At 37.2% G+C, this 23,966-nt stretch carries 23 protein-coding genes; 10 read left to right on the top strand and 13 right to left on the bottom strand.

All coding sequences use genetic code 11. The features are described 5' to 3' along the window. Window positions 1–40: 40 nt before the first annotated feature. From J4771_RS09375 to J4771_RS09350, 6 genes are all read right to left on the bottom strand, one after another. Window positions 41–394 carry a DUF6122 family protein gene (locus J4771_RS09375; RefSeq protein ID WP_224134760.1) on the bottom strand — a complete coding sequence of 118 codons (354 nt, stop codon included), beginning with the start codon at window positions 392–394 and terminating at the stop codon, window positions 41–43. Between the two features lie 139 nt (window positions 395–533). Further along, window positions 534–1,259 carry a DNA alkylation repair protein gene (locus J4771_RS09370; RefSeq protein ID WP_224137807.1) on the bottom strand — a complete coding sequence of 242 codons (726 nt, stop codon included), beginning with the start codon at window positions 1,257–1,259 and terminating at the stop codon, window positions 534–536. A gap of 81 nt (window positions 1,260–1,340) precedes the next feature. Continuing rightward, a complete protein-coding gene (gene hflX / locus J4771_RS09365) occupies window positions 1,341–2,552 on the bottom strand; it encodes a GTPase HflX (protein WP_224134758.1) in 1,212 nt (403 codons plus the stop codon). Window positions 2,553–2,683: 131 nt separating this feature from the next. Then, window positions 2,684–2,956 (bottom strand): SemiSWEET family sugar transporter, encoded by a 273-nt coding sequence (locus J4771_RS09360; protein ID WP_224134756.1) that lies wholly within the window; start codon window positions 2,954–2,956, stop codon window positions 2,684–2,686. Window positions 2,957–3,013: 57 nt separating this feature from the next. Continuing rightward, a complete protein-coding gene (locus J4771_RS09355; protein WP_224134755.1) occupies window positions 3,014–3,274 on the bottom strand; it encodes a SemiSWEET family sugar transporter in 261 nt (86 codons plus the stop codon). A gap of 139 nt (window positions 3,275–3,413) precedes the next feature. After that, complete coding sequence (locus J4771_RS09350; protein WP_224134753.1) at window positions 3,414–3,848, bottom strand: META domain-containing protein; 435 nt, start codon at window positions 3,846–3,848, stop codon at window positions 3,414–3,416. Window positions 3,849–3,920: 72 nt separating this feature from the next. Here J4771_RS09350 and J4771_RS09345 point away from each other — a divergent pair, with 72 nt between their 5' ends. Together J4771_RS09345 and J4771_RS09340 are read left to right on the top strand one after the other, a co-directional pair. After that, window positions 3,921–4,397, top strand: coding sequence for a YdeI/OmpD-associated family protein (locus J4771_RS09345; protein WP_224134751.1), 477 nt, complete (start codon window positions 3,921–3,923; stop codon window positions 4,395–4,397). Continuing rightward, complete coding sequence (locus tag J4771_RS09340) at window positions 4,397–4,915, top strand: GNAT family N-acetyltransferase (protein WP_224134749.1); 519 nt, start codon at window positions 4,397–4,399, stop codon at window positions 4,913–4,915. Before J4771_RS09345 ends, J4771_RS09340 begins: the two co-directional genes overlap by 1 nt. 84 nt (window positions 4,916–4,999) lie before the next feature. Here the strand turns inward: J4771_RS09340 and hemE are convergent, their stop codons facing one another. Genes hemE through hemA form a run of 4 tightly spaced genes read right to left on the bottom strand, consistent with a single transcriptional unit; the run spans window position 5,000 to window position 8,975 of the window. Then, a complete protein-coding gene (hemE, locus tag J4771_RS09335) occupies window positions 5,000–6,028 on the bottom strand; it encodes a uroporphyrinogen decarboxylase (protein ID WP_224134747.1) in 1,029 nt (342 codons plus the stop codon). Between the two features lie 55 nt (window positions 6,029–6,083). Further along, entirely contained in the window at window positions 6,084–6,758 is a 675-nt protein-coding gene (locus tag J4771_RS09330; protein ID WP_224134745.1) for a uroporphyrinogen-III synthase, read from the bottom strand. A 44-nt stretch (window positions 6,759–6,802) separates the two neighbouring features. Continuing rightward, on the bottom strand, window positions 6,803–7,714 hold the full coding sequence (gene hemC, locus J4771_RS09325) for a hydroxymethylbilane synthase (RefSeq protein WP_224134743.1): 912 nt from the start codon (window positions 7,712–7,714) through the stop codon (window positions 6,803–6,805). After that, a complete protein-coding gene (hemA, locus tag J4771_RS09320) occupies window positions 7,701–8,975 on the bottom strand; it encodes a glutamyl-tRNA reductase (RefSeq protein WP_224134742.1) in 1,275 nt (424 codons plus the stop codon). The genes hemC and hemA overlap by 14 nt, the downstream gene beginning before the upstream one ends. Window positions 8,976–9,274: 299 nt before the next feature. Between hemA and J4771_RS09315 the strand changes: the two genes are divergently transcribed. The 5 genes from J4771_RS09315 (at window position 9,275) to rodA (ending at window position 15,044) form a co-directional block, all read left to right on the top strand. Then, window positions 9,275–10,300: a rod shape-determining protein gene (locus J4771_RS09315; RefSeq protein WP_224134740.1), complete on the top strand. Its 1,026-nt coding sequence runs from the start codon at window positions 9,275–9,277 to the stop codon at window positions 10,298–10,300. A gap of 26 nt (window positions 10,301–10,326) precedes the next feature. Further along, window positions 10,327–11,178 (top strand): rod shape-determining protein MreC, encoded by an 852-nt coding sequence (gene mreC, locus J4771_RS09310; protein WP_224134738.1) that lies wholly within the window; start codon window positions 10,327–10,329, stop codon window positions 11,176–11,178. After that, a complete protein-coding gene (locus J4771_RS09305; protein WP_224134737.1) occupies window positions 11,175–11,681 on the top strand; it encodes a rod shape-determining protein MreD in 507 nt (168 codons plus the stop codon). The genes mreC and J4771_RS09305 overlap by 4 nt, the downstream gene beginning before the upstream one ends. A gap of 118 nt (window positions 11,682–11,799) precedes the next feature. Then, window positions 11,800–13,818 (top strand): penicillin-binding transpeptidase domain-containing protein, encoded by a 2,019-nt coding sequence (locus tag J4771_RS09300; protein ID WP_224134736.1) that lies wholly within the window; start codon window positions 11,800–11,802, stop codon window positions 13,816–13,818. Further along, complete coding sequence (gene rodA, locus J4771_RS09295; RefSeq protein WP_224134735.1) at window positions 13,815–15,044, top strand: rod shape-determining protein RodA; 1,230 nt, start codon at window positions 13,815–13,817, stop codon at window positions 15,042–15,044. The genes J4771_RS09300 and rodA overlap by 4 nt, the downstream gene beginning before the upstream one ends. 408 nt (window positions 15,045–15,452) lie before the next feature. Here the strand turns inward: rodA and J4771_RS09290 are convergent, their stop codons facing one another. Together J4771_RS09290 and J4771_RS09285 are read right to left on the bottom strand one after the other, a co-directional pair. Continuing rightward, entirely contained in the window at window positions 15,453–16,145 is a 693-nt protein-coding gene (locus J4771_RS09290; RefSeq protein ID WP_224134734.1) for a C40 family peptidase, read from the bottom strand. A 318-nt stretch (window positions 16,146–16,463) separates the two neighbouring features. Further along, entirely contained in the window at window positions 16,464–18,662 is a 2,199-nt protein-coding gene (locus J4771_RS09285) for a glutamine synthetase III family protein (RefSeq protein ID WP_224134733.1), read from the bottom strand. A gap of 202 nt (window positions 18,663–18,864) precedes the next feature. Here J4771_RS09285 and J4771_RS09280 point away from each other — a divergent pair, with 202 nt between their 5' ends. The 3 genes from J4771_RS09280 (at window position 18,865) to J4771_RS09270 (ending at window position 23,343) form a co-directional block, all read left to right on the top strand. Then, window positions 18,865–20,550 (top strand): DUF6909 family protein, encoded by a 1,686-nt coding sequence (locus tag J4771_RS09280; RefSeq protein ID WP_224134732.1) that lies wholly within the window; start codon window positions 18,865–18,867, stop codon window positions 20,548–20,550. Window positions 20,551–20,642: 92 nt separating this feature from the next. Further along, window positions 20,643–22,490: a M1 family metallopeptidase gene (locus tag J4771_RS09275; RefSeq protein ID WP_224134730.1), complete on the top strand. Its 1,848-nt coding sequence runs from the start codon at window positions 20,643–20,645 to the stop codon at window positions 22,488–22,490. A 94-nt stretch (window positions 22,491–22,584) separates the two neighbouring features. Next, window positions 22,585–23,343, top strand: a complete 759-nt coding sequence (locus tag J4771_RS09270) for a type III pantothenate kinase (protein ID WP_224134729.1) — start codon at window positions 22,585–22,587, stop codon at window positions 23,341–23,343. Between the two features lie 23 nt (window positions 23,344–23,366). Here J4771_RS09270 and J4771_RS09265 read toward each other — a convergent pair whose 3' ends face one another. Next, entirely contained in the window at window positions 23,367–23,798 is a 432-nt protein-coding gene (locus J4771_RS09265) for a nucleoside deaminase (RefSeq protein WP_224134728.1), read from the bottom strand. Between the last annotated feature and the right edge of the window lie 168 nt (window positions 23,799–23,966).

Genomic DNA, 23,966 nt, shown 5'->3' with positions numbered 1-23,966 from the left:
TATAAAAAATCTATCAAAAATCAAATAGTTATTCAAAAAATTAATAACTATTTAACATTGCCTTCCACAAATAATAATCCTGAAAGTCGGTAAACATGTGGAAAAGAAGTCCAACCGAAATGATTTTGTAGTTTCCCTTAAGAAAAATTGTGCCTAAAAAATAAACTGCAATCATCGGATAAGAATGCAACGGATGAAAACCAACGCTGCTTCTATTCGGGTCAAAAACTGGATTGGCAAAAACGTGGTCCAAATCTACCACCATCGTTGCCAACATCAAAAAATAGGCATGTTTCCAATTATTTTTGAAGAAAACTTTCGCAATGACAATCGGAAAAACCAAATGCAGAAAATAGTGGATGAATTCTCGAAGGTAAAAAAGGTGGTCTATCATTTAGAACTCATTTAGATTTATTTTAAATGTTTTAATGTTCTCGCAGATTTAGCAAATCACGCAGATAAAATGCGGTGAGAGATCTGCCAAATCAGCAAAATCGGCAAGGCTTTATCAATTGAAAAGATTTAAACAAACCTTAAACTCTCCCTTTCAAAAAGTCCTGTCTCAAATCTTCATCCAGTTTTTCAATGGCATAACGAAGTGAAGTTCTTGGCATTGTTTTGTAATGAAGTTTTAGGAAATCAAGGAGTTCGGTTTGGTTCTTTTCTCCCATTTCTCGGAGAAGCCAACCGTTTGCTTTGTGCATTAAATCGTGTTCGTGATGAAGGTTTTTCAACGCCAATTCTTTTAGTAACTCAAAACTGTTTCCTTTTCTTGAGTGCCATATTGTAGAAACAATTGCCATTCTTTTGCTCCACAAATTATTTTCTTCCGAAAGTTTTCTCAAAATTTTATCACCCTGATTTTCAAAGCAATATCTTCCTAAAATTTTGTAGCAGGAATTATCTACCAAATCCCAATTGTTAATTTGTTTTTTGTTTTTGAGATAGAATTTTACGATTTCGTCTTTCTCTTTCGGGTCTTTTGATTTTTCAAATTTTGCCACCAACATCAAAAGCGCAGTATGACGATGTTCGTGAATTTTTGAGGAAAGCAGTTCTCCCAATTCTTCCAAAGAAATTTTGTTCCAAAACTCTTTTGCCACTTTTCTTTGGTCGGGAACAGTAACGCCGATGAATTGGTCGCCTTCTGCGTATTCACCTTTTCCTGCCTTGAAGAATCGGGGGAAAAATTCTGCTTTTTCTTTGATGGAAAGAAAATCGAGAGCGGATTTGATTTGGGTGATGATTTGATTTTTAATTTTAAACAGAATACTGTAAAGTTGTTGTATAAATTGATAAAATAGAGTCTTTTGCGATGGTAAAACTCCGGGTCTCTGGGTTTAAGCGTCTTCCTCCTCAAAATACTCAAACAGAAAATCATTATACGGAAATCTTGAAATATGGATTTTCAACACCTCATCGTAAATCATTTTCTTCATTTCAGGGAAATTTTGTTTCGTTAAAGCCGAAATGAAAACTGTTGGATATTTCGATTTCGACATCCACGTTTTTTCCCATTCTGCAAGTGAAATATTTTTTTTGTTGGCCGGCGTCAAATCGTCTTCATCCTTTTTCTCGTAAGCGAAAGCATCTATCTTGTTGAAAACCATAATCATCGGTTTTTGATGTGCTCCGATTTCCATTAAGATTTGATTGACGGAATTGATGTGATCTTCAAAACTTTCGTGGGAAATATCCACGACGTGAATCAGCAAATCCGATTCACGAACTTCATCCAAAGTGGATTTAAAACTTTCTACTAACTGTGTGGGCAATTTTCGGATAAAACCAACGGTGTCCGTCAACAAAAACGGTAAATTACCAATTACAACTTTGCGAACTGTAGTATCTAAGGTTGCAAACAATTTATTTTCTGCAAAAACTTCCGATTTTGAAAGTGCGTTCATCAAGGTAGATTTCCCAACGTTGGTGTAACCAACCAAAGCGACACGCACCATTTTTCCGCGGTTTTGTCTTTGTGTGGACATCTGCTTGTCGATGGTTTTTAGTTTTTCTTTCAATAATGAAATTCGGTCGCGGATAATTCTTCGGTCGGTTTCAATTTCTGTTTCTCCGGGTCCACGCATTCCAATTCCGCCTCGTTGTCTTTCCAAGTGTGTCCACATTCTCGTCAATCGAGGCAATAAATATTCGTATTGAGCGAGTTCAACTTGTGTTCTTGCATAGGAAGTTTGGGCTCTTTGTGCGAAAATGTCTAAAATCAAATTGGTTCTGTCCAAAATTTTGACTTCCATTTCCCGCTCCAAATTTTTCAGCTGCGACGGTGAAAGTTCATCATCAAAAATTATAGTTCCAATTTCGTGTTCTTTTACGTAATTTCGGATTTCTTCGGCTTTTCCGCTTCCTACAAAAGTTTTGGAATCGGGTTGCGACATTTTTTGGGTGAAGCGTTTTTCCACAGTTGCACCTGCTGTAAATGCCAAAAACTCGAGTTCATCGAGATATTCTGTGAGTTTTTCTTCGTCTTGATTTTGCGTAATTAAGCCTACAAGAACGGCTTTTTCATATTGATGGTCTTTTTTTTCTAGCATAAAATTTCAGCTTTCGGCTTTTACAAATTTAAGGCTTTATATCTCACGGATTCCACATATTTCCACAGATTTCGGTAATGATTAATCTAAATTATAGCTAGTAAACATATTAGTATCTGTGAAAATCCGTGTTATCTGTGTAATTTCTCTGTAAACTTCCACTTCATCCAAAGCATAATCACAGCGGTAAAAAACACAACGATATTCGTTAAAATTACAGAAATACTGTCTTTAAAAACGCCGTAAACAATCCAAATAATGGTACTTGCCAAAACGATGAGAAATGTAGAAACCGAAATATCTTTTACCGATTTTGATTTCCAAGTCTTAAATATTTGTGGAACGAAGGTGATACAGGAAAGAAATCCTCCTATTAAGCCAATAATTTCAGGGTTGAAGTTCATATTTTATAAAATTTCACCTGACAAATTTAATCTTTTTCCAAACCTTTTTGTTCACAATTACTTATTGTAAATAAATTTTAAGACAAGTAGAACAATCGTTGCCAAAGCTGCGATAATATTGGTCACAATCATGGAAATATGGTCTTGAACAATTCCGTACCACAGCCACAACCCACTACTCAAAATTCCGATAATGCAGGTAAGCAACGAAATTTCTTCCGCTGATTTCTCCTTCAGAATTTTAATAATTTGCGGAATAAAAAGTGCGGAAGATAATCCTCCCGCTACAAATCCAATTATTTCAGGGTTTATGTTCATAAGTGATTAGTACTGAGTAATGGGGTAATAAGTTTAACTTACCCAAACTAAATAATTTATCTAGAATCTGCAATACTAAAATCAAATAAAATTTCTTAAACTTTTCTTCTGCCATTTCTCATTACCCTTTGCTAATTGTCTAATCCCAATCTGCCGCAACAAATTTCATTTTTTCGCCTTTATCGTTGGTAAGCGTGAGGTGATGACCGTCGATTTCATACTTTGCCATTGTTGGAAGCGACTTTGCAAAAGCGGTTTCCAAATCCATGTTTCCTTCGCAATACATCATTGTACTTCCAATATCGGAAAATTTCACGGTTCCGTTCGAATAAAACGTAGCGGTTAGAAACATTTTGTTGCAACCCATTGTTGCTCCGTATTGATTCGGATTTGTTTTCGTGGGCGACATATCCATGTTTGCACGATTTTTCACCATCAAATCTCTTGGGAAATCTTGGAATTCAATCAACATCCATTGTCGGTTAATTTCACCTGAAACTAAAGTTTTAGTTGAACAATTTTGAACGAATAAAATTCCTGCAGAAAACAGTAATACTGCGATTATCTTTTGCATAAAAATAATTTTCCCACTTAACTCCCATTTTTGTGCCGTTATTCCTAAATTTGAAATTGAATTTTTATTAAAATGACTCAAGATTATATTTCATTTCAAGCCATCATTCAACAGTCGGGAACAATTAACGCTGCGTTTGTAGAGTTTCCTTTTTCAGTGGAAGAACTTTTTGGGAAAAAAGGTCAGGTAAAAATCAAAGCGATTTTTGATGGAAAAGTAAAATATCGTGGAAGTTTGGCAAAGATGAACTCCGATTGCCACATTCTTGGATTAACGCAAGAAGTGCGAAATAATCTTGGAAAATCTTTTGGCGACACCGTTTCCGTAAAACTTTGGGAAGATAAGGAGAAAAGAATTGTCGAAATTCCCGAAGATGTGCAAATTGTTTTTAATGAAAATCTAAAAGCAAAGGAATTGTTTGAAGCAATGAGTTACACCCACAAAAAAGAATACATCCGTTGGATTGTGGAAGCGAAAAAGCCCGAAACTCGCGAAAACAGGAAAGTGAAAATGATTGAAATGATACTTGCAGTAAAAAAAGGAATTTAATGGAGAATAAAAAAATTGAAACGGAAAGGCTTGTTTTAACTCCAATGTCAGTCGAGGATTCACCACTTATTTTTGAGTTGTACAATTCGCCGAACTTTATCAAATTTATTGGTGACCGAAATATCAAAACGCTTGAAGATGCGGAAAACTATATCAAAAACAGGTTTCTTCCTCAAATGGAAAGACTTGGTTACGGAAACTTTTTGATTACCAAAAAAGATGACGGAAAGAAAATCGGCGGCGTTGGAATTTTCGAACGGGATGGTTTGGATGTTCACGATATCGGCTTCAGTTTTTTGCCCGAATTTGAAGGAAAAGGTTACGGTTTTGAATCGGCTTCAAAATTATTAGAAATTGGATTTAAAGAATTTGGTTTAAAGAAAGTTTCAGCAATCACGACCAAAGAAAATATTTCTTCACAAAAACTGATTGAAAAATTGGGCTTGAAATTTCAGAAAAAGGTTCGGCTTCCGGATGATGACGAGGAATTGCTGTATTATGAAATTGAAAAGCGATAAAAAAGTTGAACACGCCAAAATGACGTGTTCAAAAAATTTCTTAAAACTCTTTTCGGCGCTCGCTTCGCTCGCGCCAAGATTCTCCTAATTCGGCTTCCAATCCACCACCGCACGAATAAACGCTTCCGCATTTTCCAATGGAATATTTGGTAAAATTCCGTGGCCAAGATTTGCGATATATTTGTCTTTTCCGAAACGGTTGATCATTTCGTTCACCATTTTCTTGATGGTTTCTGGCGATGAATGCAATCTTGCAGGATCAAAATTCCCTTGCAAAGTCATGGTGTGATTCGTTAAAACTCTTGCAAATTCAGGGCGAATGGTCCAATCAACTCCTAAAGCGGAAACTTTTGACAACGTCATTTCTTCCAAAGCGAACCAACAACCCTTTCCGAAAACGATCACGTGAGTTAATGGCGACAGTGCTTCCACGATTTGGTTGATGTATTTCCATGAAAATTCCTGATAATCTTCCGGTGACAACATTCCGCCCCAAGAATCGAAAACCTGAACTGCGGAAACCCCTTTCTCCACTTTTCTTTTCAAGTAAGCAATCGTGGTATCGGTAATTTTTTGCAATAATAAATGTGCTGCTTCAGGATTTTGGAAACAGAAAGATTTCGCGATATCGAACGCTTTCGAGCCTTTTCCTTCCACGCAATAGCAAAGGATTGTCCACGGCGAACCGGCAAAACCAATCAAAGGAATTTCGTTGTCGAGTTTTTGAAGCGTCAATTCAATCGCATCGAAAACATATCCCAAAGTATCATTAACATTAGGAACTTCAATATTCTGAACTTGTTCTGCGGTACGAATTGGCGTTTCCAACCAAGGTCCGATGGAATCCACCATTTTAAAATCGATTCCCATTGCTTGTGGAACCACCAATATATCTGAAAACAAAATCGCGGCATCCAAAGGATATCTTCGAATTGGCATCATCGTGATTTCTGCAGCAAGTTCCGGAGTTCTACATCTTGTGAAAAAGTCGTATTCATCGCGCATTGCACGAAATTCGGGTAAAAATCTTCCCGCTTGTCTCATCATCCAAACCGGTGGTCTTTCCACGGTTTCTCCTCGCAATGCCTTTAAATACAGGTCGTTCTTAATCATTTCTACTTATTTAAGTTTTTGAAATTTCCTATTCATTATAGAAATTTCTAATTTTTTATTTGCCTTCCACTTTGATTAATTGGAGTAAAGCTGCTAAATCATTATCTTTTCCGGTGAACACTCCTTTATCGGTAAACTTGCCGATTTCCGAAGTGGTTGTTTCACCAATTGAAAATATCTTGCTGAAATTCAACAAATTATGTTGCACAAAACTTCTAACTCCACTTGGCGAAAAAAATGCAACTGCGTCGTATTGGTGCTCCACTTTAGGATAGAGAAGTTCGGTTTCGTACACCACCACTTTTCGATATTCGACGTTTTGAAGCGGCAATTTTTTCTGCAAAATATCCAACGCCAAATTTCCACAAAAATGGATGAACCTTTCTTTTGCACAATTTTCAACGATAAACTCGGAAAGTTCTTTGGCATTTTTTTTCAGTTTAAAAACACCGAAACCGTATTTTCTCAATCGCGCTTTTGTCTTTTTCCCGACGCAATAAATTTTGTTAAAATGTTTGTCCATGAAATTTTCATCGGGTTTAAAACCATTAGCAAAAAAAGCGTCCACTCCATTTACCGAAGTAAAAATCAACGAGTAATTTTCCAAGTCGAACGGACGAACTTCTTTATGGTTAATTTTGATAACCTCCACAAAATCACATGAAAAACCATTTCCCAATTTCTCGGAAACCTGTTTTTCATTAAGCTTTTTTGTGAATAATATTTTCATGAATTGAAGTGTATGAAAAATGTAACTGTTGATAAATCTCGGGTTTACAGGTGTGTTTTTATTTCGGCCATCAATTCTCTTCCGCCGTTTTCCAAAAGTTTCTCAGCCAAATTCTTTCCAAAATTTTTGCCTTCTTCCCAAAGGAAAATTTCGTCGGTTTCGATACAGTTTTTTCCGTCCAACGAACATAATCTTCCTTGAAAGCGGATTTCATTTTTATCGTTCATTTCGGCAAAAGCCCCAATTGGCGCAGTACAGCCGCCTTCCAAAGTGTTCAGAAAACTTCTTTCAATATCAACGCAAATTTGGGTCGGAAGGTGATTGATTTCTTCAAAAATTTCCTGGATTTCCTCGTCATCCTTTCTTGCCGTAATCGCCACAACTCCTTGTGCAGGAGCGGAAATCATCATCGGAAGGAACTCATAATCAACTACTAAGCTTATTCTTTCAATAGCCGCCAAAGAAAAAAGTGTGGCGTCGAAATCTTCTTCTTCCAACTTTCTCAATCGGGTTTGAACATTTCCACGAATGTCGGAAAATTGAGCTTGGGGAAATTCTTTTAACCAAAATGCTCTTCTTCGGAGGGAACTCGTCGCGACTTTCAAATCTTTTAGTTCAAGATTTTCTGCGCCTTTTCTTCGAACCAAAATATCCTGGGGAAAATCACGCTTTAAAACCGCAATAATTTCCACATTTTCAGGAAGTTCGGTTGGAATATCTTTTAAGGAATGAACGGCAATATCAACTTCGTTATTCAATAAAGCAATGTCTAAATCTTTGGTGAAAATCCCAGTAATTCCCAATGAATAAAGCGGCTGCGTCAAATTTTTATCACCCGTTGAAACAATGGGCGTGATTTCCGTTTTATAATTTCTGTTCTGTAAATTTTTTGCGACTTCACGGGCTTGCCATAGTGCGAGCGGCGAATTTCGGGTTCCGATTTTAATGCTTCTCATTGAATTCCTTATTGGGTTGTTCCACGAAAATTTCGTGCATTAACTTGCTAATTTCTTCTGCTTTCCACGGATTGTCGATGATATATTTTGCGAAACGGTTGGTGATTTTCTGTATCATTTTCTCCGAAAGCTGCATGTCATTCACATCAACATATTTGTGTTTTTTGTGGATGTTGTGCATTTCGTTGCGCTCCATATTTTTCAGAACAGCCTTGAAATGATGGATGTTTGGAGCGAGTTTTCTTTTCTTTTCCCATTCCAAGAAATCCTTGGTCATTTCCTTGATAATTTCTTCGGCTTTCGGAATTTCCTTCTGCCTTTGAACCATCGTTTCGCTGATGTGCAGTGAAAGTTCGTCCACATCTACCAAACTTACGTTTTGATTTTCGGTTATGTTTTTTTCCACATTGTTTGGAATCGACAAATCTATCACCAAAGTTTCCTTTCCATTTGGGAAATGGGTTTTGTTGATGATGGGATGTTGCGCTCCTGTTGCGACAATCAGAATATCGGTTTTTTTGAGTTCGTTATTAAAATCAGCAAATTCGATGTGTGGAATTTTATATTTTTCTGCAATTTTTTCCGCTTTGTCGGAGCTTCTGTTGGCAATTTTTACTTTCGGTTTGTAAACGTGTTTTACCAAATTTTCAACCGTATTTTGTCCAATTTCACCCACTCCCAAAAGCAAAATATTTTTGTCGGAAATCTGAGTTTGATTTTTTAAAATATAATGCACCGCTGCGTAAGAAACCGAAGCTGCTCCGTTGGAAATTCCCGTCTCATTCTTGATTCTTTTTGAAATTTGAATGGCGGAATTAATGGCTCTTTCCAAAAATGGGTTCGAGTTTTGTTTTTCTTTTTTGAAACGGTGATAAGCATTTTTAATCTGTCCTATAATTTCGAAATCACCAATAATCTGACTTTCCAAACCTGCAGCAACACGGAAAAGGTGATTGAGCGCTTCCTCGTGTTTCAGAATATTCACATACTTCATGAATTCCGTTAAACTCACGCCGATTGTTTTGCAGTAAAGTTCCGCAATCAAAAGGTAATTCGGAGTTGTCGTGTAAATTTCGGTTCGGTTGCAGGTAGAAACCACGAACGCGTCACCCAAATTCTCGTCATGAATTTCGTTGACAAAATTTTTAATATTCTCATCAAAAAAAGCAAATTTCCCCCTTGTTTCGGCATCGGCTTTTTCAAAACTGATGCTTAACACAGCGAAATTAGAAGTTTTGTGTAGATTTTTATCCGTGTTCATAAAGCAACCGCAAATTTAAGACTTTATATTGAATAAAAGAAAGGCGCGGAATATGAAGATTATCAGTGAAATCTATTGGAAAAGAAAAAATCAGTTTCGCTTTCTATGATGATTCCAGCTTTTTAAAAAAACCATTTCGTCATTTGATTTTCAATTGAAATCAAATATTCTCACCATTAAAAAGTTATAGTAGAAGATCCGTGAACTTTAATAAAAATTTAACGGAATTTATTTGAAATCAAATTTTTAGAACGGTTCTAAATTTATATCTTTGTACACTTTAAAAAATTAGCAGAAAAATGGGGTTATTTGATATGTTCACGCAGGATATTGCGATAGACTTGGGAACAGCGAACACACTAATTATACATAATAACAAGATTGTGATCGACCAACCGTCGATCGTGGCAATCGAAAGATCTACAGGGAAACCAATTGCAGTAGGTGAAAAAGCAAAACACATGCAGGGGAAAACCCACGAAGACATTAAAACAATCAGACCTTTGAAAGACGGCGTAATCGCTGATTTCCACGCATCTGAACACATGATCAAGGAATTCATCAAACAAATTCCGGGAATTAAAGGAAAACTTTTTCAGCCGACTTTAAAAATCGTTATCTGTATTCCATCGGGAATTACCGAAGTTGAAAAACGTGCGGTCCGTGATTCTGCCCAAAAAGTAAATGCTAAAGAAGTTCGTTTGATTTATGAACCAATGGCTGCAGCAATCGGTGTGGGAATCGACGTGCAAAAACCTGAAGGTAACATGATCATCGACATCGGTGGTGGAACAACAGAAATCGCCGTAGTTGCTTTAGGAGGAATCGTTTGCGACAAATCCGTAAAAATTGCGGGCGACGTTTTCACCAACGATATTGCTTATTATTTAAGAACACACCACAATTTATACATCGGTGAAAGAACCGCTGAAAGGGTAAAAATCGAAGTTGGTTCCGCTATCGAGGAATTGGATGTTGAGATCGAGGACATTCCGGTTCAAGGACGTGATTTAATTACAGGGAAACCAAAAGAAATTATGGTGAACTACAAGGAAATCGCGCGTGCTTTGGACAAATCCATCATCAGAATTGAGGATGCAGTGATGGAAACTTTATCCTTAACTCCGCCGGAATTGGCTGCAGATATTTACAAAACAGGAATTTATCTTGCAGGTGGTGGTGCGCTTCTTCGTGGACTTGCGGACAGACTTCACAAGAAAACAGGACTACCTGTTTTCGTAGCGGAAGATCCTTTGAGAGCCGTAGTTCGCGGTACCGGAATCGCTTTGAAAAACATGGATAAATTCAACTTCCTGATAAAATAAACCGTTAACTTTTACGACATTCACTGATGGGATTTTTGCTGAGATTATTTTCGAAGAACGGTTTGTTCGTCTTCTTTATATTCCTGCAGCTCATTGCTTTGGTATTGATTTTCAGCAGAAACTCGATGCAGCAGTCGTGGATTGCCGCACAAACTGCCGCATTCAATTCGTGGGTTTCGGGATATATTGATGAAGGTGCTTCTTACCTGAAACTCAAGCAAATCAACGAACAGCTTGTTGCCCAAAACAAAGTTTTAATGGAGCAAGTTTACGGAAAAGGAACGTCGGAAATCCCACAATTTAGAAAGGTTCACGACACAATCGGTGGCGGACAAATCTACACTTTCGTGGATGGCGAAATTATTTTCAACAGCATAAACAGAAAAGACAATTATTTCACCATCAATCGAGGTAAACGAGACGGAGTAATGCCGAAAATGGGCGTCATGGCGCCGAAAGGAATTGCAGGAATCGTTATTAATACTACCGATTCTTATGCTTTGGTTCAATCGGTTTTAAGTTTGGATAAAATTAAAATCAATGCCGCGCTGAAAAAATCGGGATATTTTGGAACTTTGACTTGGCGAGGAGACGATTCTCGAACGATGCATTTATCGGATGTTCCTAAATATGTTCCGCTTCAAATTGGCGACACCGTTGTAACCGACGGAAAATCAGCCATTTTCCCAAGAGGAGTGATGATTGGAAGAATTTCAGGCTATGAAGTCGACAGCAAAACAGGTTTTTGGGATATTGCCGTAGAGTTGAGTGAAAAGATGGGGAATTTGAGCAAAGTTTACGTAGTAAAAAGCTTGAAAAAAGCAGAAGTAAGTAGAATTCAAGATACTTTGCAGGCAACAATTAAAAGAGAAAAATGATAAGCAGAACACTTTTTACCGACATCTTGATGATTGTTTTTCTTGTGGCACTGCAAATTTTTGTGCTGAACAGAATTACGCTTTTCGGGAAATATACACCGGTTCTTTATCCCGTTTTTGTGATGTTTTATCCGTTTTTCAGAAATAGGTTTCAGTTTTTGGCGTTGAGTTTTATGCTCGGTTTGTCGATTGATGCGTTTCTTTACACTTGGGGAATCAATGCTTTTGCAACCACAATTATAGCCTATTTTAGAACCTTGATTTTCCGAACTTCTACCGATACTTCCACGGATTTCTTTTCTTTTCAGAGTTTGCAGTGGACGCAGTTTTTGCTCTTCATCGCATCGAGTATTTTCTTCCATCAATTGTTGGTGCAGTATATCGAGTTTTTCAAATTCAGCCGTTTTTTCGAAATATTTCTGAATGTTTTGGCAACGAGCGGGATTTCCTTTATATTTATCCTGATGTACGCTTTGGCTTTTAGGATTAAGCAAAGAATCTAAAATTTATAGTAACAATACTTTGAAATAGTCACAAACTTTAATGGAATTTTTGCCATTAAGAAAGTTAAGATTGTAAAGATTTTTATTTCTCTAATTTGGTTGAAAAAACCATAATTTAATGAAGTCACAATATTTAAAAATAACCGTTATTCTCGCCGTTATTGCTGCAATTTTTATAGCAAGACTCGCCTATTTACAGTTGTTTACTGACCGATATGCCTTGAACGCGGCAAATACTTCCATTAAAACCGAATACATCATTCCGCAACGCGGCGTCATTTTCGACCGAAACGGGAAAATTATGGTGGGAAACCAGCCTTCTTATGAAATTTCCTTCACAGAAGCTTTGATGCGGCCGGATTTTGATACGTTGGATTTTTGTCATTTAATGAAAATCAACAAAGCAGATTTCATTAAAAGAATTAAAGACATTAAGAAAGAAAAATATTATTCGAAACTGACTCCGATGACTTTCATGAAAAATTTAAGTCGGGAGGAAATTGCCCGAATTCAGGAAATAATCTTTAAATATCCCGCTTTTAATATCGTTTCGAGACCACAGCGACAATATGAAGTTTCAACTTCCGGAAATCTTTTGGGTTATACGAATGAAGTAAACGATAGCGACATTAAGAAAGATTCACTTTACTATTTACCTGGCGATTTCATCGGAAAAACCGGTGTTGAAAAATCTTATGAGAAAGAACTTCGTGGGATTAAAGGAGTACAATACATTCAAAAAGATATTAAATTAAGAAGCATTGGTCCCTACAAAAACGGCACTTTGGATAAAGATGTTGTGACAGGAAAAGATATCACTTTGACCATCGATTACGATTTGCAGCGAATGGCGGAAGAAATGATGGTCAACAAACAGGGAGCAATTGTAGCACTTGACCCTTCAAATGGAGAAATTTTAGTGATGGCAACCGGTCCCGATATTGATCCAAATCTTTTTACAGGCCCAGAAAAAACCAAAAATTTATATCGTCTTCAAATGGACACGATATACAATAACCGTCCAACTTTTGACCGTTCTGTTCAAGCGGCTTATCCACCCGGATCGACTTTCAAATTGTTGACTGCTGCTGCAGCACAACAAATGGGTGTGATGGATGAAAACACCATTTTTCCTTGTGGAAGAGGATTTAATTATAAAGGTTTAAGAGTTAAAGGTCACGGCGGAGCTGATCCATTGATTCCTGCGATTCAAGTTTCGAGTAACTGTTATTTTTCGTATGCCTTTATTGCGATCATGAACAAATATCCTGGAAATCCATCCAAAGGTGTTGATGAATGGAAAAAAATTATGAGCAGTTTTGGAGTCGGAGAATTTTTAAACAACGATTTGGCGGTGGGTTCAAAAGGTAGAATTCCAAGTGGTGCATTTTATGAAAAACGAAGCGGCGGGAAAAAAGATTGGAGCAACGATTACACCATGAACGGTTCTATTTTCAACGGAATGGGACAAGGCGATGTTTTGTTGACTCCCTTACAAATGGCAAATGCAACAGCGGCAATCGTGAACCGAGGTTGGTATTACACTCCTCATATCGTAAAAGCGATTGACGGAAAACCAAACCCGGATCCAAGATTTAAGGTAAAACACAAAACTTTGGTTCAACCCAAATATTTCGAGCCCATCATCAAAGGAATGGAAAAAGTGGTTTTGGCGGGAACAGCACGTGGTTTAAAATCCAACGACTTTACAATGATTGCAAAAACGGGAACTGCACAAGTTCCGCAAGGGAAAGACAACTCTATTTTCGTTCTGGCTGCTCCGGCTGAGAACCCTAAAATTGTTGTTGCCGCGGTTATGGAGCATGCGGGATTCGGGGCAACTTGGGCAGGTCCGGCTGCGACAGTAATTGCCGAAAGATATTTATTAGGCGATTTGAAACGTGAACACCTGTACAAAAAAATGGTCAATGCGAGCTTCATGCCTGAGTACAAAAGACAATGGGTGGTTGATTTAAAAAGAAAGGGACTCTACAAAGAACCCAATAAAGATTCTATAAAAATAATGCAGTTGGAAGACAGCATCAAAATCGTGAAAAACGAAACCTTAAAAGCACGACTTATTTATAAAAGAGATTCATTAAGATTCAGACTAAAAAACATAACTCCGAAAAAATGAAGTGGGCAGAAGGTTTAGATAAGTTAAGTATTTTCCTGTATCTCGCAATTTCTCTTTTTGCGGTGACGAATATCTACAGTGTTGACGAAAGTCTGGGAAAAAAACAGTTGATTTTCTTCTGTATTTCGTTGGTTGTAGGTGGGATAATTTTCATGATGAGAACCAAATTTTTTGAGAATTTCGCAAGTATTATCTACGTTTTAGGTGTTTTGCTTTTAATCGGGCTTTTCCCTTTCGGGACAGAAATTTTAGGACAAAAGAACTGGTATAAATTCGGCGGATTTACAATGCAGCCCGTAGAATTTGCTAAAATTGGAGTTGCTCTAATGTTATCCAATTATGTTTCGGGACCGGATTTTAATTTGAAGTATAAAAAATCCGTTTATACGGTTTTAGCCGTCATTGGAATTCCCGCAATTGTAGTTCTTGCCATTCCCGATGTGGGTTCGTTATTGGTTTTTCTAGCCTTTTTCATTGCACTTTATCGTGAAGGTTTAAGCGGATGGTTCTTCGGCGTGATTGGAATTATCGCTGCGGTTTTCCTAATTTCTTTAGCGATTAACCCTTTATATGTAATTGGTGGAATTGCTGTAGTTTTCTTGCTCATTATTTTTCTTAATTTTTATAGAATCCACTGGAATGTGATGTCTGTAGCTTCCTTTTTGGGATCGTTTCTCCTTCTTGCGGGACTTGCTTACGGAACTCCTAAAATCTTAGAAAAGATGCCGAAACACCAACGTGAACGAATTGAAGTTCTTTACAAAGGTGAAAAAGCATTCCGCGATACTTCGGGCTATAATCTGTTGTATTCGAAAACAGCAATCGGTTCGGGTGGGTTTTTCGGAAAAGGTTATAAAGAAGGTTCGGTTACGCAAGGAAAATTCGTTCCAGAACAGGAAACCGACTATATTTTTTGTACCGTTGGTGAAGAATGGGGCTTTTTTGGCGCAACGCTTCTTGTAATTTTTTACGCTGTTTTTATCGGAAGAATTTATTATTTGGCTGAACGACAAAAATCAATATTCAATCGTGTTTTTGGGTATTGTTTTGCCTCAATTCTATTGATTCACTTTGCCATTAATTTAGGAATGGTGATGGGACTTTTCCCAACGGTTGGGATTCCACTTCCCTATTTCAGTTATGGCGGAAGTTCTTTTTTAGCCTTCTCGATTATGACCTTTATTTTCTTTAAGCTGAATTACGCGGATCGAAATAGTTTGGTGTAAAAATATTTCATTTTTATGGAATAAGGCTTCTTTTTCTGAGGTCCATAACAAAAGTTCTGCACTGCTGCAAAGCGAATTTAACAGTATTGAACTTATCATTTAGTTTTCGTAGCTTGACCACATAACATTTTGGATTATTCTAAATTTCGGCTAAATCCTTACCTATTTATCTATTTTAAGCAGGCTGAATCCCGCTCCTACTGATGAAAAATAAACGTTTACCTCAAGAAAAATAGAAAAAGATTGAGTCAATTTTCTCAAGAATTATTCTCAATTCTTAGTAGCCGACATTTCTATCGATGTAATCTTAGTAATTTTCATGAAAGTTACCATTTTCTGAAAACCATTCAAAAAAAACCCAACAAAAAAGCCACCCAAATCGGTGGCTTTTATAAGATCAATTATCTATTAATTATTATTTGCGAAACTGTTGTTAAAGTTTTCTTGGGAAAGGATTCTTTTTGCAAATCTGTATTTCGGTCCCCAATAAGAATCTCTTAGTGAAGATATCATCACTCCTCTCGATGTTGCGGCGTGAATAAACTTAACTTCACCTTCTTCGGTTACACTTTCAACGATTCCAACATGTGAAATTCTGCTTCCTCCTTGGTGCGAAAAGAAAATTAAATCTCCTTTCTGAAGTTCCGACTTTTCAACTCTTTCACCTTCTTGAGCCTGTGCTGCAGCAACTCTTGGCAAATTCATTCCTGTTACTGCTCCGAAAACTGAAAGTACAAACGCTGAACAATCGATTCCTCTTCTTGTCATTCCTCCGTATCGGTAAGGAGTTCCAAGGTAAGATTCTGCTTCGGTTAAAATTTCGTCGATTTTTTTGGTGAATTTGATGGTTTTAGCGATTTCCTCGTTTTTTAAAGAAGCTTCTAAGCTCTTTGCAGCGGCAGCCTTCTCATCAGTGAAACTGTTAATTAATTGTGCTTTTGCAGTTTCTAATTTTTTATTGTCAATCGATGCAAGTTTGGCATTTGATTTGTATTCGTTAACGTAAGTTGTTGGTGTTGAAACTACATAATTGGTTACACAAGACTGTAGCGAAAAAGTAGCGATAACAGCAGCAAAATAAAACAGAACTCTTTTCTTCATATATTTGATTATCTGTGTTAAAAAGTAATATTTGTTTTTAAAAGCAAGACAAAAGTAGATATTCGGGTTAGAAATAGGGTTAAAACACCCTTTTTGAAAACCTATTTTAACACATTTTAACACTTCCTTTTGGAATGTTAAAAGAAAATAAGCTGCAATCCCTTTATTTAGGGGATTGCAATTTTATTTTTATTAAGATTTCTTAACATTTATCTAAAGCATCTATTTATTTTATAACATTCTTCTATAATGATGGAATTATTCAAAAAAAATCCGGAATAAAAATCCCGGACTTTAAACCAAATCTCGTAACGATTGTTATCTCGTAAAGAGCAATTCTCTATATTTTGTCATAGGCCAAAGTTCGTCATCCACCAACATTTCTAATTCGTCCGAAGCGTTTCTAATGGCCTCGAAAAGTGGTTTAACATCATTACAGAAAGCTTCCGCCATTTTTTGTGAGTCTTGAACTGCTTTTGCTTTTTTAATCGCGGCAAGCAAGGTTTCTACCTGAACTTTAATCACAGAAACATGTTCGGAAATTTCCTTAATCATTTCCATCTGTTCTTTCGCCAAAGTTTTGAATTCTTTCTCACCGAAAATTTCTTTCAAGCCTTTCACGTTTTCAATCAAACGGTTTTGATAATTTAAGGCACAAGGAATAATGTGATTTCGCGCAATATCCGCTAAAACGGTTGCTTCAATAGAAAGTACGGTTGAATATTTCTCCAACTTGATTTCATTTCTCGCTTCAATTTCACGGTGAGAATAGATTCCAAGTTCCTCATAAAGTTGGATGAATTTTTTATCAAGTTCCTTTTTCAAAGCTTCTGGAGTGGTTTTTAAATTGTTCAAACCTCTCTTTTTCGCTTCTTTCGCCCAATCATCTGAGTAACCATCGCCTTCAAACATAATGTTTTTAGAAACTTTGATGTACTCTCTTAAAACATTGAAAATTGCTTCGTCTTTTTTCAGTCCACCTTCAATTAAAGCGTCAACTTCTTTTTTGAAATCCTGTAACTGTTTAGCAACAATCGTGTTCATCACGGTCATTACTTCTGCACAGTTTGCTGAAGAACCAACCGCTCTGATTTCAAATTTATTGCCGGTAAATGCGAAAGGCGAAGTTCTGTTTCTATCGGTATTATCTAAAAGAATTTCAGGGATTTTTCCAACAACATTTAATTTAAGTTCTGTTTTTTCTTCCGGTGAAAGTTTTCCGTCGGTTACTTTTTCCAACTCTTCTAAAACTCCGAAAAGTTGCGAACCGATGAAAGCAGAAATAATTGCAGGCGGTGCTTCATTTGCTCCTAATCGGTGATCGTTGCTTGCAGAAGCAATACTTGCTCTTAACAAATCTGCATAATCATGAACCGCTTTAATGGTGTTCACAAAGTAGGTAAGGAACTGTAAATTTTTCTTCGGATTTTTTCCCGGACTTAAAAGATTTTCCCCTGTATCGGTTGCCAAACTCCAGTTATTGTGTTTTCCACTTCCGTTCACTCCCGCAAAAGGTTTTTCATGGAAAAGAATATGGAAATGATGTTTGTGTGCCACTCTCGCCATTAAATCCATCAACAATGAATTGTGGTCTACTGCAACATTCACTTCCTCAAACATTGGAGCCAACTCAAACTGATTGGGAGCAACTTCGTTATGACGAGTCGTTACAGGAATACCCAATTGCATACATTTGATTTCCAACTCCTTCATAAAGTTCATCACTCTTGTCGGAATGGAACCGAAATAGTGGTCATCTAATTGCTGTCCTTTCGCCGGAGAATGTCCAAGCAAAGTTTTTCCAGTAATCACCAAATCCGGTCTTGATTGATACAGCGCAGAATCTACCAAGAAATATTCCTGTTCCCAACCTAAAGTGGGAGTTACTTTCGTTACGTTTTTATCAAAGTATGATCTACAAACATCGGTCGCTGCTTCGTCCACTGCATGAAGCGCTCTTAACAAAGGTGCTTTATAATCCAAAGTTTCACCGGTGTACGAAATAAAAATCGAAGGAATACAAAGTGTCGTTCCCAAAATAAACGCAGGAGAAGTTGGATCCCATGCTGTGTAACCTCTTGCCTCAAAAGTATTTCTAATTCCGCCATTCGGGAAAGAAGACGCATCCGGTTCTTGCTGAATTAGCATTCCGCCAGAAAATCTTTCAATCGCTCGATCACTTTCAAAAGGAGTAAAAAAAGAATCGTGTTTTTCCGCAGTTGTTCCTGTTAATGGTTGGAACCAGTGTGTATAGTGGGTTACGCCTTTGCTTAAAGCCCAATCTTTCATCGCCACTGCAATTTGGTCTGCAACGTCGCGCTGTATTTTGGTTCCTTTTTTTATCGCGTTTTGTATGGAAGTAAATGCTTCTTTGGTTAAATACGACCTCATGGTTTCCTCGGAGAAAACATTTTGGCAGAAAAGTTCCGATAATTTTGAAGGAACTTCAATCTCGTTGTCTTTTCTGAAATCTTTAAAAGACAGCGTTTCTAATGCTTTAAATCTTAAATTTGACATTTTCTGTACGTTTTTACGGGGCAAATTTATAAAAAAATATAAAACAAAATCATTTTACCCTAAAAATTTTAGGGGTATTAGTAAATTTTTAATATATTTATTTGTAAAACTAATTTTAAAATTCACAATTAATTAACCATGTGTATAGATAAGGTATAGGAAAATTTGGAGGTTTGTATTATCTTTGCCAAAAGATACACCTATGGTAAATTCACGAGCACGCGAAACTACAGAAGCTATTGAGCGACTTTATGTTTCGATGCGTCACTTATTCTATCGCGGTTTTTTCAAACCATCCGGAATCTCCGGCGAAAGTCTTCGGTCTTTGTTAATGACCATCAATCCTGAAATTTACGGCACAATGAGCGTTCCCAACAAAATAGAACTGAACGGTTTGCTATATGTTCTCGACCGACTTCCGGAAGGAATTGAGGAGTGTTCATTCATTCACCTTACTTCGGATGAAGGTTTTGAAAAGGGAAGCTTTGAGGTGATCGTTCCGAAAAAGAGAAGGAGAAACTGTTACCGAATCGATGAGCATCAGATGAATATTGAGGTTCTTCTTGGACGTTCAGAGATTTACGATATTTTGACGCACCTTACTTTCCTTTATATTGAAGCGGATAAAATTAAAAACCTTGCTTTCGTTGCCGATGAAAATGATAAACCGACAAGAACTTGGAGAATCATTGAGGAAGTGGCGAAAGGCGAGAAAAAATTCAGCAGAAAGGAAAAAGAAGTGGCTTTAATTCATCTTTCTGCACTTTTGGGAAGAACTTTTGACGAAACTTTGGATGCTTATAATAATTTCGGCGACGATAAAAATCCTGACCGTCTTTTCAAAATCATCTATCACCTTGGAAATGTAAGCTTCAACGATTACAAAAAAATCCGTGAAAGAGAAGTCCACTTCACAGCGATTTTAAGGGAAAGAATTGGTCACCACTTTTTCGGTGAAAAATGGGCAAATAAAGTAAAGCAAGTTTTAGCGGAAAACAATCTGCAGATGCGACCTTTACACATTATTTCCGCCAATATGCATTCCGTGAAAAATATGTTGTACGGAAATGACGCGCTCGGAAGAAAAGCCACGAAAAGTGTCGATTACAAAATGTATGAGGAAATTTCAAACAAAAAAGCTTTGCAGGAAAAAGTTCTCGAACATTCACAAAAAGCAGGATTAATCTATATTGACGATCAAAGTGGAAGTAATATCGACGTTCAAATCATCGATTTGGCAAAAACAGATTTGAAAAACACTCCATTTTCAGGACTGAAATTTTCAGGTGAGGATGTTGTCATGGTTTTCGATTATGCTTTCGGTGAACAAGCTTACGAAATCATGGATGAATTGCTTCGTCCGTACGATTACAACGGCGAAATTTACACGATGAAGGTGAGATCAATTTCCATCATGGGTAAAGCAGGAATTTTGATGGGCGGAAAAGGAGATATTATGATTCCAACTTCCCACGTTTTTGAGGGAACTGCAGATAATTATCCGTTCCACAATGCATTGCAACTCGCTGATTTCGAAGACGATGAATTGAAAGCGTTTGAAGGCGGAATGGTTACCGTTTTGGGAACTTCGCTTCAAAACAAAGATATTTTAAGATATTTCATGGACACTTCATGGAAAGCCATCGGACTTGAAATGGAAGGTGCACATTACCAAAAAGCGATTCAGGTTGCCTCAAAAATTCGCCATCACATTTCAGAGGATTTATTTGTGATGTATGCTTATTACGCATCGGATAATCCTTTGGAAACGGGTTCTACCCTTTCTTCGGGCGGACTTGGTTTGACAGGTGTGAAGCCGACTTATCTAATTACCTATCGAATTTTGGAGAAAATTTTGGAGAGTTCGAAAACTGTCGCCAAGAAATAATTTTCTTAAATAATAATCGAATCCTTTCATTCTTTTGGTTTGAAAGGATTTTTTATTTTAAATTTTTATCTTTGGTCAAATTAAATTTTTAAATGAGGAAACTTCTTTTAACAATCGTATTTTCAGCAATTTCGATCTTTTCTTTTTCACAGCAGAACGCTTATTATCAGCAATCTGCAAAGTATAAAATGGACATCGATATCGATGCACAAAACTTTACATACCAAGGAAATCAGACTTTAACCTACATCAATAATTCTCCCGATGAATTGAAAGTCGTTTATTTTCATCTTTATTGGAATGCCTTTAAACCCAATTCCATGATGGATCAAAGAGTTCAAAGTCAAGGGAAAAACGGAGATTCAAGATTACAAACGAATGGCGTTTCAAGATTGGCTTCCATTCCCAAAGAGGAGGAAGGCGCACAAAATATTCATTGGATCAAACAAAACGGGAAAGATTTAAAATTTGAAATTCAGGAAACCATTATGAAAGTGGAACTGAATACACCGATAAAACCCAATTCTTCCACCACTTTTACTATGGAATGGGATGCAGTAATTCCACAACAAATCCGTCGTTCAGGAAGAAACAATCGTGAAGGAATCGACATGTCGATGACGCAATGGTATCCAAAAATCGCAGAATACGATTACGATGGTTGGGCAACTTTTGATTATATCGGAAGAGAATTTCACGCACCGTTTGCTGATTTCGAAGTCAATATTAAAATCGACAAAGATTATATTATTGGAGCAGGCGGAACATTGGAAAATCCTTTAGAAGTAAAAGGTTACGACCAAAATGCAAACATTAAATCCGACGCAAAAAACAAGGCGACGTGGAAATGGACTGCAAAAAATATTCTCGATTTTGCGTTTGCTGCTGATAGAGATTACACGGTGGAAAGTTTCACGATTTTAGACGGGCCAAAAATTTATTACGTCTATCAAAAATCTGAAAAAACACAACTTTGGGAAGAATCAAAACCTTATGTAACCAAATTTTTCCAACTGATGAACGCGACTTTGGGAAGATATGCTTATCCAAGTTATGCCTTTATTCAGGGCGGTGATGGCGGAATGGAATACGGAATGTGTACTTTGATGCTCGGTGAAGGTAGAACTTTGGAAGGATTGGTTGGTTTGATGGTTCATGAAGGAGGACATTCTTGGAACCAGCAAATGTTGGCTTATAACGAAAGTGTGCGACCATGGATGGATGAAGGCTTCACGAGTTATTATGATGATTTGATTATGCATCAACTTTTTCCGCCGAAAGAACCCGTTGCAAATCCTTTTGTAAACTCAATTAAATCTTACGTTAATTTCACGAAAACAGGAAAAGAAGAACCCGCAGTTTGGTTGGCTGATCATCATGATGGCGGAAACGCTTATTCCATAGCTTCTTACGTGAAAGGTGAAGTTTTCTTGGTACAGCTTGGTTATATTGTTGGTGAACAAAATTTGTCTTTAATTATGAAAGAATTTTTCAACCAATGGAAAATGAAACATCCGACGGAAAGAGATTTCCTGCACATCGCACAAAAAACTTCGGGAATGGATTTGAAATGGTTTCAGCATTATTGGATCAATACCACCAAAACGATTGATTACGCCATTAAAAATGTAAAATACGAAGCAAATTCCACGACAATTACTTTAGAAAACAAAGGCTCCATTCCCATGCCGATAGATTTTTCGATCTTGACGAAAGACAAAAAAGTGGTGAATTACCAAATTCCAATGAGCATGACACATGTTTGGAAAAGCAAAGATATCTACGGCGACTTCAACACTTTGGATTATTGGAAATGGACGCAAAAAGAATATACCTTTACCATTCCTTATAACAAATCGCAGATTTCTGCTTTGGGAATTGATTTTTCTCAAAGATTGGCAGACGTGAATCCGGAGGATAATTTTGTGGAAGTGAAGTGATTCCTAAGGAGTGAATGGTGAATTCGCTTCGCTGTCAATGGTGAATTTTAGCACAACTTGAAACTTTAAACCTGAAACCTTAAACTAAAACCAGATGACTTCAATCGTAATCAACATCGGCAATACCAACATCAGATTCGGACTTTTTGATGACGACAATTGCGACATTTCGTGGATTCTGAACACCAAACCGTACCGAACAAGCGATGAATTGCAGATGCAATTTATGATGATGTATCAAACCCACAAAATTGAAGCTGAAAATATCGATAAAATCATCATCGGTTCCGTTGTTCCACAATTGACGCACGATATTTCGAGGGCGATCGAAAAAATTCACGGCAAAAAACCGGTAATTGTCGACCGAACAACGCATTCTGAAGTTCAGCCTAAGTCAAAGCAAATGGGAACGGATATTTATGCAAATTTAGTTGCTTCACACTACCTTTATCCCGGAAAAAAGAAAATCATCCTCGATTTTGGTACGGCTTTAACCGCAAGTTGCATTGACGAAAAAGGCGAAACTTTAGGCGTAATCATCGCTCCCGGAATTATTACCTCCTTGAATTCTTTAGTTGGACAAACCGCACAACTCCCTGAAATCGAATTGGTAAAACCTAAAAGAGTTCTCGGTTTAGACACCGTTTCCTGTATGCAGAGCGGAATGGTTTACGGATTCCTTGGAATGGTGGAAGGTTTTATCGACCGAATCAATGATGAAGTACAAGACGATTGTTTCGTGGTTGCAACAGGCGGAGTATCACATGTTTACAAACCATTGACGGATAAAATTCACGTTGCGGATCGGTTGCATACGCTGAAGGGATTGTATTTTTTGGGGAAAGATTTGTAAAGAGCAGAGCCAAGACCCGATTTTCATCTCTTATTCTTAAAAAACTCCTTAATGATCGCAGAACACTCATTCTCCAAGACTCCAGAAACGATTTCCGTTTTTGGATGAAGTGACAAGTTTTTGTTGATAAATCCTCTTTGTTCATCTCTTGCTCCGATGACCACTTTAGAAATTTGCGACCAATTCAAGGCGCCGCAACACATCACGCAAGGTTCTAGCGTGACGTACATTGTGCAATTCTGCAAATATTTTCCGCCCAAAAAGTTGGCGGCGGAAGTAATTGCCTGCATTTCTGCATGTGCCGTGACATCGTTCAAAGTTTCGGTGAGGTTATGCGCTCTTGCAATAATTCTGTTGTTTGAAACAATGATACAACCGATGGGGACCTCATCTTTTTCAAGTGCGGTTTCTGCTTCCTGCAAAGCGATTTTCATAAAATATTCGTCGGAAAACATCAATTTATTTAGGTCTTAATATTAAAAAAGGTTCAGTGCAAAACTAAACCTTTTCATCAATATTTTTTATATATTAGAAACGGTAACCAATTCCAAGCATCCCCCTTTCCTGTAATTTTGTTTACTTCATCTAAAAAATCACTCGTTTCTTTAACTCCGAATCTTCTA

The sequence above is a fragment of the Candidatus Kaistella beijingensis genome, assembly GCF_020084865.1.
GTDB classification, from domain to species: Bacteria; Bacteroidota; Bacteroidia; order Flavobacteriales; family Weeksellaceae; genus Kaistella; species Kaistella beijingensis.
The sequence above is the reverse complement of the archived record's forward strand: the minus strand, read 5'-3'. Positions and strand labels throughout refer to the sequence as shown.